General features: G+C 33.8%; 10 protein-coding genes and 1 riboswitch. Of the genes, 7 read left to right on the forward strand and 3 right to left on the reverse strand.

Annotated elements, in window-relative coordinates; genetic code table 11:
- Positions 1 to 60: 60 nt before the first annotated feature.
- Positions 61 to 1356: an Nramp family divalent metal transporter gene (locus AC0ONG_RS07740; RefSeq protein ID WP_001030674.1), complete on the reverse strand. Its 1296-nt coding sequence runs from the start codon at positions 1354 to 1356 to the stop codon at positions 61 to 63.
- A gap of 479 nt (positions 1357 to 1835) precedes the next feature.
- On the opposite strand from AC0ONG_RS07740, the gene trhO reads away from it, so the two are divergent.
- Complete coding sequence (gene trhO / locus AC0ONG_RS07745) at positions 1836 to 2795, forward strand: oxygen-dependent tRNA uridine(34) hydroxylase TrhO (RefSeq protein WP_000246235.1); 960 nt, start codon at positions 1836 to 1838, stop codon at positions 2793 to 2795.
- 157 nt (positions 2796 to 2952) lie between these two features.
- Here trhO and AC0ONG_RS07750 read toward each other — a convergent pair whose 3' ends face one another.
- A complete protein-coding gene (locus AC0ONG_RS07750; protein WP_000387459.1) occupies positions 2953 to 4428 on the reverse strand; it encodes a hypothetical protein in 1476 nt (491 codons plus the stop codon).
- Positions 4429 to 4603: 175 nt separating this feature from the next.
- Between AC0ONG_RS07750 and panE the strand changes: the two genes are divergently transcribed.
- Entirely contained in the window at positions 4604 to 5548 is a 945-nt protein-coding gene (gene panE / locus AC0ONG_RS07755; RefSeq protein WP_001221905.1) for a 2-dehydropantoate 2-reductase, read from the forward strand.
- Between the two features lie 64 nt (positions 5549 to 5612).
- Here the strand turns inward: panE and AC0ONG_RS07760 are convergent, their stop codons facing one another.
- Positions 5613 to 5741 (reverse strand): hypothetical protein, encoded by a 129-nt coding sequence (locus tag AC0ONG_RS07760; protein WP_000031873.1) that lies wholly within the window; start codon positions 5739 to 5741, stop codon positions 5613 to 5615.
- A gap of 140 nt (positions 5742 to 5881) precedes the next feature.
- Positions 5882 to 6028: riboswitch (cyclic di-AMP (ydaO/yuaA leader) on the forward strand.
- 144 nt (positions 6029 to 6172) lie between these two features.
- On the opposite strand from AC0ONG_RS07760, the gene AC0ONG_RS07765 reads away from it, so the two are divergent.
- From AC0ONG_RS07765 to AC0ONG_RS07785, 5 genes are all read left to right on the forward strand, one after another.
- A complete protein-coding gene (locus AC0ONG_RS07765; protein ID WP_000254886.1) occupies positions 6173 to 7999 on the forward strand; it encodes an APC family permease in 1827 nt (608 codons plus the stop codon).
- Positions 8000 to 8597: 598 nt separating this feature from the next.
- On the forward strand, positions 8598 to 9758 hold the full coding sequence (nheA, locus tag AC0ONG_RS07770; RefSeq protein WP_000751828.1) for a non-hemolytic enterotoxin NHE subunit A: 1161 nt from the start codon (positions 8598 to 8600) through the stop codon (positions 9756 to 9758).
- A 37-nt stretch (positions 9759 to 9795) separates the two neighbouring features.
- The gene (gene nheB / locus AC0ONG_RS07775) at positions 9796 to 11004 is read left to right on the forward strand and encodes a non-hemolytic enterotoxin NHE subunit B (RefSeq protein WP_000162968.1); all 1209 of its coding nucleotides are present in this window, start codon (positions 9796 to 9798) and stop codon (positions 11002 to 11004) included.
- A 107-nt stretch (positions 11005 to 11111) separates the two neighbouring features.
- Positions 11112 to 12191 carry a non-hemolytic enterotoxin NHE subunit C gene (gene nheC, locus AC0ONG_RS07780; protein WP_001171999.1) on the forward strand — a complete coding sequence of 360 codons (1080 nt, stop codon included), beginning with the start codon at positions 11112 to 11114 and terminating at the stop codon, positions 12189 to 12191.
- A gap of 623 nt (positions 12192 to 12814) precedes the next feature.
- On the forward strand, positions 12815 to 14044 hold the full coding sequence (locus tag AC0ONG_RS07785; RefSeq protein ID WP_000141970.1) for an aminopeptidase: 1230 nt from the start codon (positions 12815 to 12817) through the stop codon (positions 14042 to 14044).
- Positions 14045 to 14187: the final 143 nt, after the last annotated feature.

Raw genomic sequence — 14187 nt, forward strand, 5'->3', positions numbered from 1 at the left:
AAGAAAATCATTTCATCCAAAAAGGGTATTCCAAATTAAAATTGGAATACCCTTTTTTCATTACCCTACAAACGTTTGATACAGTAAGAAAATATTTAAAATGATAACGAGTGCTGCAATTATCCATGCGATAAATGTTGTTATACGGTGGTTAACGAGTGCACCCATAATCTTTTTATTACTTGTAAACATAATAAGTGGCACTAGTGCAAATGCAATACCAAATGATAAGACAACTTGACTCATAACGAGAGCGTAAGTTGGATTTACACCTAAAGCGATAATAACTAGTGGTGGAATCATTGTAATAAATCGACGTAAATATAACGGAATATGCATGCGAATGAATCCTTGCATAATAATATCACCTGACATTGTACCGACAGAAGAGCTTGATAAACCTGCTGATAAAAGTCCAATCCCAAATAATGCAGCCGATACAGGACCTACTAAGTTGGTAAATTGAGTGTAAGCAACATCTAAATCTTCAACGTGCATACCGTTTTTAAAGAATAGTGCAGCTGCTACAATTAACATACTTGCATTAATTGCTCCAGCGATAACCATTGCAATAATAATATCGATAAATTCGAAACGAAAAATCTTTTTCTTTTGTTCGTCAGTTGTTCCAACCACGCGGCGTTGTGTTAATGCAGAATGCAAGTATATTGCATGCGGCATAACTGTCGCACCTAAAATCCCTGCTGCAAGTAATATACTGTCTACACCTTGGAATTTCGGAATAAATAGTCCTGAAAGAAGGGGACTTAATTCTGGTTTTGCATAAAAAACTTGGATCCCAAATGCTATTACTACAATAAAGATCATCCCTGTAATAATAGCTTCTAGTGAGCGAAATCCTCTGCGTTGAAACTCAAGAATAATAAATGATCCGACTGCTGTAATTAAAGCAGCTGGTAACATAGGTATTCCAAATAATAAATACAATCCGAGTGCTGCCCCGATAAATTCAGCTAAATCTGTAGCCATAATAACGAGTTCACCTTGTATCCATAAGCCGATAGACACAGGCTTTGGAAAGTTTTCACGAGCTATTTCGGGTAAATTGTTTCCTGTAGCAATTCCTAATTTAGCCGATAAAGTTTGGATTAATACAGCCATTAAGTTAGAAGCGAATATAACCCATAATAGTAAATATCCATATTGTGAACCAGCTGCGATATTTGTAGCAAAGTTGCCAGGATCAATATAAGCAACGGACGCGATAAAAGCGGGCCCTAAAAATGGTAACAGTCTTTTCCAGCCTTTTGTTTCTCCACTTAAAGCTAAGTGAGCTGATTGTACAGTTGTACTTTCAGAAGGGAGATGTTCATCTTTTGTTATATCTTTATTCATAGTAGTTTTCCCCTTTAAAATGTTAACTTGATGAAATTATTGTATTTATTCTTACTCATTATTTCAATACATTTAAATATGTTATGTGATAATTTCATTTGAACACGAAAGTTTCCTTAATGCAAATTATATGCCTTTATGCAATGGATGGTGTGATAATGTAAAATGAATTGGGAGTTTATGGTGTGATGACATGGGGAAACATAGTGAATTAAAGGGCTGTTTTTGAAATTTATGTGAACATAAAGCCGATAATACAGCATATTAATTGATGGAATTGCATTTGTATGATATATAATATATTGGGATTACAACATAACCATAGTGTTTTGATGTGTAATCTTGTTTTTTTATTTTTGTTAACTGATAGAAAATAGTATAAAGAAAAGAAAATGGGATTCATTTTCTTATTATATATGTTTTGATATGAACGTTAACTTATACATGATTTTAAAAATTAGATAGGTGGTAGAAATACATTGGCAACTACAAAACCATACAGAGTATTACTATATTACATGTACACAACAATTGAAAATCCAGAAGAATTCGCGGCAGAGCATTTAGAATTTTGTAATTCACTTGAATTAAAAGGAAGAATTCTTGTAGCAAAAGAAGGTATTAACGGAACTTGTTCTGGAACTGTAGAGCAAACAGAAAAATACATGGAAGCAATGAACAATGATCCACGTTTTGATGGTATCGTATTTAAAATAGATGAAGAAGAAGGGCATGCATTCAAGAAAATGCACGTACGTCCTCGTCCAGAATTAGTTACACTTCGTCTAGAAGATGACATTAACCCACACGAAATAACTGGGAAGTATTTAGAGCCAAAAGATTTTTATGAGGCAATGAAACAAGAAGATACAGTTATCATTGATGCACGAAATGATTATGAATTTGATTTAGGACACTTCAAAGGTGCGATTAAACCTGATATTGAATCATTCCGTGAATTACCAGATTGGATTAGAGAAAACAAAGAAACACTTGAAGGTAAAAAGATTTTAACTTATTGTACAGGCGGAATTCGTTGTGAGAAATTCTCAGGTTGGTTAGTTCGTGAAGGTTATGAAGATGTAAGTCAGCTTCACGGCGGAATTGTAACGTACGGAAAAGACCCAGAAGTACAAGGTGAGCTTTGGGATGGACAATGTTACGTGTTTGATGAGCGTATCGCTGTACCAGTAAATCAAAAAGAACATGTTATCGTTGGTAAAGACCACTTTACAGGTGAACCATGTGAGCGCTATGTAAACTGTTCAAATCCAGAATGTAATAAGAAAATTTTATGTTCTGAAGAAAACGAAGCGAAATATTTACGTGCATGTTCTCATAAATGTCGTGTAAGTCCACGTAACCGCTACGTAATACAACATGAATTAACGGAAGAGCAAGTAGCTGCTGCATTAGAGAAAATCGAAGCAGGGAAGTAAGCTGAATTCGTATAATAAAAAGGTACTCCAAGCTTTATTTTGGAGTACCTTTTTTGTTATACGGTTCTGTCATTTGTCGGTAATTCGATATATTTGAAAAATCGCTGATAAAAATTTCATTTACTGCAGCATACCACATATTTGGAAATAACCTTCTTTAATTTTTATCCTCTTTTTCTTTTACAGCAGACAGTACAGTTTGTTTTACCCATGCTTTTCTTCTTTTGTGCTGCACAGCCCATTGGTATAACCCTTGAGCCCCTAAAATAAGTGAAATGACAATGCCGCTAATCGCAATTAATAGAGCGAAAAATTCAAGAGGTGACGATATTTTGTTTGAATCGGTGTTTCTTAGAAGATCGATCATAGTAAACCCTAACATTTGGCCTACTACAGAGTAGAGCGTTAAAATTAATAATAAGAGACTATCTTTTTTTGAGGCGACATTTTCTTGATATTTAAACAAACTATCAAGATTTTGTTTCGCGTTCGAGTATAAAACCTCAATATTAAAAAGTTTTCTTAAGCGGAAGAAAATATCTTCACTTTGTGATTGAGATACTAATTCTAAAGAAAAATAATTAGCAGTGAACGAATTAATCGAATAAATTAATTTCTCTATTTCATTAGTATCTTGTTCAATATTTAGCTCAGCATAGGCGTTTGCCATTTTTAATAAAACAATTTTATGGAATAGGTTTAATAATAAAGCGTAATAAAATTCTCCGTACATTTGACTAGCAAGTTTATCGATTTCGCGTTCTCCTTCATTTGTTACACATGTAAAAATATGTTCTTCCATAATGAAATAACGATTTGGAGCCCATCTCTGGTAAGCGTGTTTTTTTAAATAGTTATGAATGTAAGGAAGGTTACTTGCACTCACATATGGCTTACCATCACTTGTTAATCCGGAAAGACTGGAAGTACGATAAACATCCACTTCATTAAGTTCCATACCTTCTTTTAGTGACAATAAAGTTTGGACGTACATTCTCTGGTCTTCAAAGAAAGGGAAGGTTTGAAAGTATGAACTTCTTAATCTCTTCTTTTCAAAGAAATCAGTTACGCCATGAAATAAATAACCAAAAATGAATTTTTCAACTTGGGAATACTTTTTTCCGTTACATTCAATACAAATAGACTCATTTGTATCAGTTTTAGTTTCAAGTACACGGAAGCGATCTGCGAATTCGATTGCTTCAGATAAAGTCATGTTTGGAGCAGTGTTTACTTCTGTTCGAATTGTTAAGAAGCCAAGTTCATAAGGACAAAGTGTTACATCAATAGAGTGTATCTTGAATGGAATTGAAATAAGGTTTGTTGTTAAATGTCCAGTTAAGTTAAGATCTTTTGAATAACGTTGCAAGCCCTTTTGATGCTCTGAGTGAGGAAAGAGAATTTTATTTGTAAATGAGAGATAGTATGCTTCCATATTTTGATGTGAAACTTTAAACTCCCCATAATATGTATTTTCATCATCGAGATGATCGAGCCGAAAAGGACGAAAATCGTTTTTTTGTAAGAAAGGGAACATATTTTGTTCATATCCAGTTTTAAACGAAAACGGGAATATAAATTGGAATATAGCTGTTGCTACACCTTTTTCCTCAATTGTTTGTATTGCCTCCATCTACATTGTTTCCTTTCCATATATGCTATAGAAACAACATGCCCAAATTTATTTGAAAATAACCACTGTTTTATACTCAATTGAGAGTGAAAATTCAGCTTATTTAGCAGAGGACATGTATAATGTTATGTATACTAAAAGTTGTAAAATTGTATTTTGAAAAGGGGGATGCTGTATGCGGATTTTAGTATTAGGCGCTGGTGGAGTCGGAGGGTTTTTTGGTGGCAGATTAGTCGAAAAGGGAGAAGATGTTACATTTCTTGTTCGTAGTAAACGGAAAAAACAATTAGAGGAAAGAGGACTTGTAATCCGAAGTGTTAACGGGGATTTTTCCTTCCAACCGAAATTAATAACGAAAGAAGAGAGAACTTCTCCATTTGATGTCATTTTATTTTCAACAAAAGCGTATCACTTAAACGAGGCTATTCAAGATTTGAAGCCGTTTGTTGGCGAAAATACTGTAATCATTCCATTGTTAAATGGTATCGCTCATTTATCACTACTACAAAAAGAATTCGGCGAAGAAAAAGTAATTGGCGGTTTATGCTTTATCGAGACGACGTTAAACGATCAAGGAGAAATTGTACAAACTAGTGCTGCCAACAGACTTGTGTTTGGAGAAATTAAGTCTCAAAATTCAGAGAGAGTAAAGCATATTTCTAAAGCATTTGCAGGTACGAAGTCTAGTTTTGTTTTAAGTGAAAATATTACGCAAGATATGTGGCATAAATATTTATTTATTACTGTAATGTCAGGTGTGACAACGTTAATGCGTGCACCAATTGGACCAATCCGTGAAAGTGAAGGCGGCCGTGATTTTATCCGTAATGTGTTTGAGGAATCTGTACAAATCATGAGAGTATTAGGAGCTCCAGTAAAGGAAAATATTGCCCAGGAACATATGAAAACGATTGATAAAATTTCGTATGATATGAAGTCATCGATGCAGCGTGATATGGAAAAGGGTTCATTTATTGAAGGGAAGCACTTGCAAGGATATTTACTGGATGTAGCAGAGAAATTTTCTATAGCGGCACCATTATTAGGAACTATATATCAAAATTTAAAGGTGTATGAAGAGATGACCTTTAACAAATCTGTAATAGAATTAGATGTATGAAAAAATAAAAAAGATAGCAATATATAAGTGTATTGCTATCTTTTTTATTTTTTTGTATGACAAATCATTTATTTCTTTTCGTTCTATCTGTCAAATTTATTTCCTGTTCACGTTTACCATATAACTGATTAATTTCATTTGCTACTGCATCTAAATATGAATCGGAAAAAATAGGCTTCTTTTCTTTAGACATATGGGTCTCCTTTGTGGATTTTTTAGTATTCATTATGTATATTTCTCAGCGGATTATGCGCAATCATTTTAATTTTTTTCTTATTAAAAATTTTTGTTTACTTTTTGAAAATAAAGGAGTATTATAATCCACAGTTTCAATTTTCTAAATCGCTGAAACCGCATGGTACGGGGGACCCGTTTTTACGGATTAGTACATAATCCGATGGGGTGAATCCTTGAAAAAGGTAGGGCTACTCATAGGCCCGAATCCGACAGCTAACCTCGTAAGCGTTATATTGAGAAGGAAGGTGGAGCTTGTGCGACAAAAAAAATAATGTCTACAAGTCTATTTCGCTATGGCTTGTAGACATTTTTTGTTTTCTGAAGAAATAGTTTACTGGCTGTAACAAGCAGAAAAGTTCGTACAAAATTATTGGAGAGTGGACAGCATTGGTTTCATCTATTAAAAGATTTTTAATTGGAAGACCGTTAAAATCAACGGAGCTTGGAGAACAAAAGCTTAATAAAACGAAAGCTTTAGCTATTTTATCTTCTGACGCATTGTCATCAGTTGCTTACGGTCCAGAGCAAATTTTAATTGCTTTAGCAGGTGTTGGAGCGATCGCCTATTGGTATTCCATTCCGATCGCTGTTGGGGTATTAGTATTATTGACAGCCCTTATTTTATCTTATCGTCAAATTATTTTTGCTTATCCGCATGGCGGGGGAGCGTATGTTGTATCAAAAGAAAATTTAGGGATGAATCCAGGCTTAATTGCTGGAGGATCTTTATTAGTTGACTATATTTTAACTGTTGCGGTAAGTGTGTCCGCGGGTACAGATGCAATTACTTCTGCGTTTCCTAGCTTACATGCACATAACGTAATTATTGCGGTTATATTTGTTATATTAATTACGATATTAAATTTAAGAGGAGTAACGGAATCAGCTTCCGTGCTAGCATATCCTGTTTATTTATTCGTTTTAGCACTATTTATATTAATTGGTGTGGGCATATATAATATTTTAACTGGTCATGTTTCACCTACTTTACATGCGCCGATTGGAACACCAGTTGCAGGAATTAGTTTATTTTTATTACTAAGAGCATTTGCATCAGGTAGTTCTGCTTTAACAGGTGTTGAAGCAATTTCAAATGCAATTCCGAACTTTAAAGATCCTGCGCCAAACAATGCTGCAAAAACATTGCTTGCAATGGGTGCATTACTTGCTGTGTTATTTTCAGGAATTGTATTTTTAGCTTATTATTACGGAGTGACTCCGAGTAAAGAAGTAACAGTTGTTTCTCAAATTGCTGAACAAACATTTGGACGTAATTTCATGTACTATTTCATACAAGGTACAACAGCTTTAATATTAATTCTCGCTGCTAATACAGGCTATTCTGCATTTCCTTTATTAGCGGTTAACCTTGCAAAAGATAAATTCATACCGAGAATGTTTACGATTAGAGGAGACCGTTTAGGTTACTCAAACGGTATTATTATACTTGGAGTTGCTTCGATTATTTTAATTGTAGCTTTCCAAGGACAAACAGAACATTTAATTCCACTATATGCAGTAGGTGTATTTATTCCATTTACACTTTCTCAAACAGGGATGGTATTAAAATGGCTTCGGGAAAAACCTGAAGGATGGGCTTTAAGATTAACGGTTAATTTAATTGGTGCAGTTATTAGTTTTATCGTAATGAGCATGTTCTTTTTAACTAAATTTGCACAAGTTTGGTCGATACTTATTTTCTTACCTGCAATCATATTCTTATTCCACAGAATTAAGAAGCACTATGATGCGGTAGGTGATCAGTTAAGTTTAAAAACTTGTGAACCACTTGTTCCGATTAAGGGAAATGTAATCGTCGTTCCGGTAGCTGGTATGACTCACGTAGTAGAAAATTCATTGAACTATGCTAAGGCTCTTTCGGCAGATCAAGTTATTGCTGTATATGTTGCTTTTGACAGGGAAGAGGAAAAGAAATTTGAAGAGAAATGGAAAAAGTGGCAACCTGAAGTTAGGCTTGTTACATTACATTCTCATTATAGAAGTATTATCCAGCCGCTAACGAAGTTCATCGATACAGTGCAATATAAGGCAAGTGAATCGAATTACCGCGTTACGGTCGTTATACCACAGTTCATTCCAAAAAAAGGTTGGCATAACATTCTTCATAATCAATCCAGTTTACTCATACGTGCGTATTTACTTTATAAAAGAAATGTTGTTATTACGACAGTTCCATATCATTTGAAAAAATAAGAAGATTTTTTTAGGATAGCTTCGTGAAAATGAAGCTATCCTTTTTGTGTATATGCTATGCATAATTGCATATGGGCTCGAAAATTATATTTATATAATTTTATCAGTTATTTTCAAGTAGTGTTTTCTGTTGTGATATGTAGATATTTCAATCTATAAAGTGAATCGGATTATATTTTGAAATAAGGACACGAAAGCTTGAAAATAAAGGGAATGAAAATACTTCTTTACGTTATATAAACAGCTGTGTTTAAATGACCTTACAGTACAAAACATATATGAAAACAAAACGAAATTTCATATTTACGTATGTTGTTTAGTTTAAAATGAATAATATTTTTATGTAATATATTCACTGTGTGAATGTGGGGATTTCGATGAAATAGAAAATTTATACAATATTATTCATACTAAACACATATGAAAAATAATAAAATGTTTTGTGATGATAAGTAAGTACTGTAGCAATACGAGAGAGGTGGTTCGTACATGGATCGCGGTGAGAACGTTCTCTATTTTAACCATCTCAAATTATAGGTAAGAAAATAGAATAATAAAATGCGATAGTAATAGTTGCTAATACATAGGAGGAGTTAAAGTGAAAAAGACTTTAATTACAGGGTTATTGGTTACAGCAGTATCTACGAGTTGCTTCATTCCTGTAAGCGCTTACGCTAAGGAGGGGCAAACGGAAGTGAAAACAGTATATGCACAAAATGTAATTGCTCCAAATACATTATCCAATTCAATTAGAATGTTAGGATCACAATCACCGCTTATTCAAGCATACGGATTAATTATTTTACAACAGCCAGATATTAAGGTAAATGCGATGAGTAGCTTAACGAATCATCAAAAGTTTGCAAAGGCGAATGTACGAGAATGGATTGATGAATATAATCCGAAGCTAATTGACTTAAATCAAGAGATGATGAGATACAGCACTAGATTTAATAGCTATTATAGTAAGCTCTATGAATTAGCAGGAAACGTAAATGAAGATCAGCAAGCAAAAGCAGATTTTATGAGTGCATATGGAAAATTACAATTGCAAGTACAAAGCATCCAAGAGAGTATGGAGCAAGATTTATTAGAGTTAAATCGATTTAAAACAGTATTAGACAAAGATAGTAACAACTTATCAATTAAAGCCGATGAAGCAATAAAAACACTGCAAGGATCAAGTGGAGATATTGTGAAATTAAGAGAAGATATTAAAAGAATTCAAGGTGAAATTCAAGCTGAATTAACTACTATTTTGAATAGACCTCAAGAAATCATTAAAGGTTCTATTAATATTGGTAAACAAGTATTTACAATCACAAATCAAACTGCACAAACGAAAACAATCGATTTTGTTTCTATCGGTACTTTAAGTAATGAAATTGTAAATGCTGCAGATAGTCAAACGAGGGAAGCAGCTCTTCGCATTCAACAAAAGCAAAAGGAGTTATTGCCACTTATTCAAAAGTTATCACAAACTGAAGCAGAGGCGACTCAAATTACATTCGTTGAAGATCAAGTAAATAGCTTTACAGAATTAATTGATCGTCAAATTACAACTTTAGAAACGTTATTAACGGATTGGAAAGTTTTAAATAATAATATGATTCAAATTCAAACAAATGTCGAAGAAGGCACGTATACAGACAGTAGTTTACTTCAAAAACATTTCAATCAAATTAAAAAAGTAAGTGATGAAATGAATAAGCAAACAAATCAATTTGAAGATTACGTTACAAACGTTGAAGTACATTAAACAGAAAAATAATTAGCGATATAGGGAGAGAAGAAAAATGACAAAAAAACCTTATAAAGTAATGGCTCTATCAGCACTTATGGCAGTATTTGCAGCAGGAAATATTATGCCGGCTCATACGTATGCAGCTGAAAGTACAGTGAAACAAGCTCCAGTTCATGCGGTAGCAAAAGCTTATAATGACTATGAAGAATATTCATTAGGACCAGAAGGCCTAAAAGATGCAATGGAAAGAACAGGTTCAAATGCTTTAGTAATGGATCTGTACGCTTTAACAATTATTAAACAAGGTAATGTTAACTTTGGAAATGTATCGTCTGTTGATGCGGCTTTAAAAGGGAAAGTAATTCAGCACCAAGATACAGCTAGAGGAAATGCGAAGCAATGGTTAGATGTATTAAAACCACAGCTTATTTCAACGAATCAAAATATCATTAACTACAATACGAAATTCCAAAACTATTATGATACTTTAGTTGCTGCAGTTGATGCAAAGGATAAAGCGACTCTTACGAAAGGCTTAACTAGATTATCAAGTAGTATTAATGAAAATAAAGCACAAGTGGATCAGTTAGTAGAAGACTTGAAGAAATTCCGAAATAAAATGACTTCGGATACGCAAAACTTCAAGGGTGATGCAAATCAAATTACATCTATATTAGCTAGTCAAGATGCAGGAATTCCGCTATTACAAAATCAAATTACAACGTACAATGAAGCAATTAGTAAATATAATGCAATTATTATCGGTTCATCTGTTGCGACAGCTCTAGGACCAATTGCAATTATCGGTGGTGCAGTAGTTATTGCTACGGGCGCAGGAACACCGCTAGGAGTAGCATTAATTGCAGGTGGTGCAGCAGCTGTAGGCGGTGGTACAGCTGGAATCGTATTAGCGAAGAAAGAGCTTGATAATGCACAAGCAGAAATTCAAAAGATAACAGGACAAGTTACAACTGCGCAATTAGAAGTAGCTGGATTAACGAACATTAAAACACAAACAGAGTATTTAACAAATACAATTGATACTGCAATTACAGCGTTACAAAATATTTCAAACCAATGGTACACAATGGGATCAAAATATAATTCTTTACTTCAAAATGTGGATTCAATTAGTCCAAACGACCTTGTTTTCATTAAAGAAGATTTAAACATTGCGAAAGATAGCTGGAAAAATATTAAAGACTATGCAGAAAAGATTTATGCTGAAGATATTAAAGTAGTAGATACGAAAAAAGCATAATTGAATACGAATCGTTAGAGCGTTAAGTGTTGATGAATGATTTGAAGCTCCTGTTCAGTTGTGAGCAGGAGCTTTTTATACTCTTATAAAGAAAATAGGTGAAAAGTATGCAGAAAAGATTTTATAAAAAATGTCTTTTAGCGGTAATGATTGCTGGGGTGGCAACGAGTAACGTATCTCCTTTACATCCTTTTGCAGCAGAACAAAATGTAAAGGTACTACAAGAAAATGTGAAAAACTATTCTCTTGGACCAGCTGGATTCCAAGATGTAATGGCACAAACGACATCGAGTATATTTGCAATGGATTCATATGCAAAATTAATTCAAAATCAACAAGAGACGGATTTAAGTAAAATAAGTTCGATTAATAGTGAATTTAAAGGGAATATGATTCAGCATCAAAGAGATGCAAAAATTAATGCAGCATATTGGTTAAATAATATGAAGCCTCAAATTATGAAAACGGATCAAAATATTATAAATTACAATAATACTTTTCAATCGTATTATAACGACATGTTAATAGCGATTGACCAAAAGGATAGCGGAAAATTAAAAGCGGATTTAGAAAAGTTGTATGCGGATATTGTAAAGAATCAAAATGAGGTAGATGGATTATTAGGAAATTTGAAAGCTTTTCGCGATAGAATGGCGAAAGATACAAATAGTTTCAAAGAGGATACAAATCAGTTAACAGCGATATTGGCAAGTACGAATGCTGGTATTCCAGCTCTAGAGCAACAAATAAATACATATAACGATTCGATTAAAAAGAGTAATGATATGGTCATTGCTGGTGGCGTACTTTGCGTAGCGCTAATAACATGTCTTGCTGGCGGGCCGATGATTGCGGTTGCAAAAAAAGATATCGCAAATGCAGAAAGAGAGATAGCTAATTTAAAAGATAGAATTTCAGGAGCACAAGCAGAAATCGTAATTTTGACTGATGTAAAAAATAAAACAACAAACATGACGGAAACAATTGATGCAGCAATTACAGCACTACAAAACATATCAAACCAATGGTATACAGTAGGTGCAAAATATAATAATTTACTACAAAACGTAAAAGGAATTAGTCCGGAAGAGTTTACGTTTATAAAAGAAGATTTACATACAGCGAAAGATAGCTGGAAAGATGTAAAGGATTATACAGAAAAATTACATGAAGGTGTGGCAAAGTAAACAGTGGGCTAGTTCCGCTGTTTATTTTTATTCCGTTTTTTTGTGAGAGTTGAACTTGTAATTTTATATATAAGTTTTCATGTGTTTTATCCATGTGTGTATAAAAAATCTTTTTGTTATCGCTCCCTTTGATAGAATCCATTTTCACATAGGTTTTTTACCGAATTTTTTAAAAATTAAATTTTACGGCTTGATAATTCGTTTAAAATGATTTAATCTTATGTCAAATGATATATTTATCTATCAAAAATGCTTTTGTAAAGATAAAGGAGTGATTGAGAATGTTAAACGCCCCATTGATGGTAAGCCTTTAGGTGCAACCACATTGAAAAGATTGGGAAGAAATGAGTGAGCTTTCACAATAAAGAACTCTATAACTTTATGTAGTGTTTGATGCCCTTTGATTAGATTTTTTTTAAAAACAAACCAATATTAATTGAATCAAAGTTTAGAAATTAAATATATGAGTAGTAGAAAATAGCCATTAGTTGTTATCATGTCTTGATGAAAAACATAAAAAATAGGCAAGAAAAATTCTGAGAAAACCTGTTCAGAAAGTATGGTATGAAAGCAAGTTAGTGATGGGAATTCAAAACCAATTTGATAAAAGTGAGGTAAATAATATGACTTTTGAAGAAAAATTACAAGCATATGCAGAACTTACGGTGAAAATCGGTGTGAATATTCAACCAGGGCAATACTTATTAGTCAATACATCAGTGGATGCATTGGATTTCGCCCGTATAGTTGTGAAAGAGGCTTATAAGGCTGGGGCAGGGCGTGTTCATGTTAATTTCTCGGATGAAGAAATGGAACGTGCTTACTTTGATTATGCCTCAGATGAAGAATTTAATCGCTTCCCAGAGTGGATAGTCAAAATGAATGATGAGCTGATCGAATGTAAAGGAGCATTATTAATGATAGATGCTACAGATCCTGATAAATTTACAGGTATTTCATCTAATCGTCTAGCTACCTATCAAAAGGTAGCAGGAGCTGCTCTGAGCAACAATCGCAACGCCGTAATGAAGGATTCAGTAGCTTGGTCTATGGTAGCAGTTCCTTCACCAAAGTGGGCATCGAAGGTGTTCCCGGATTTAGCAGCTGAGGATCAAGTACCAGCATTATGGGAGGCTATTTTTAAAGCTGTTCGTATTGGTGAAGGCAGTGCTATTGAAAAATGGCGTGAACATGTAAAAAATTTAGAATCTCGTGCGGTCCTACTGAACAATAAAAAATATATAAAGCTTCACTATACAGCGCCAGGTACTGATTTAACAATTGCATTAGCACCACAGCATAAATGGATTACTGGAGGTGGTAAAACTCCTGATGATACTATCTTTATGGCTAATATGCCGACCGAAGAGGTTTATACGTTACCGATGAAACAAGGTGTAAATGGCTATGTAAGCAATACAAAACCATTAGTTTATCAAGGGAATATTATCGACGGCTTTAAACTGACATTTGAAGAAGGAAAAATTGTTAAAGCTGAAGCACAGGTAGGACATGATTTATTACAGGAGCTTATTAATGTGGATGAAGGCTCGTGCTATTTAGGTGAGATAGCACTTGTACCAAATGAATCACCAATTTCAGCATCGGGAATTTTATATTTTAATACATTGTTTGATGAAAATGCATCGAACCATTTAGCGATTGGTAAAGCTTATCCAACTTGCTTAGAGGATGGAAGAGATTTAGAAAACGATCAGCTTGAAACGTTAGGTGCAAATATTTCAGTAACACATGAGGATTTTATGATTGGCAGCAGTGAGATGGACATCGACGGTATTCTACCAGATGGAACTGTAGAACCAATTTTCCGTAAAGGTAGCTGGGCATTTTAAGTTTTTAATTTGAAGAAAGGAGTAGAGTGGATGAAACGGTTACTAAGCATAATTGGTGCAACTATATAGGGGGTTCATCTGCTTTTGCTTAGGCTGAAAACTACCTCTTTAATTAGAAGTAAAATACATTCAAAGGAGATAGG

The sequence above is a fragment of the Bacillus sp. TCT6 genome, from assembly GCF_056033845.1.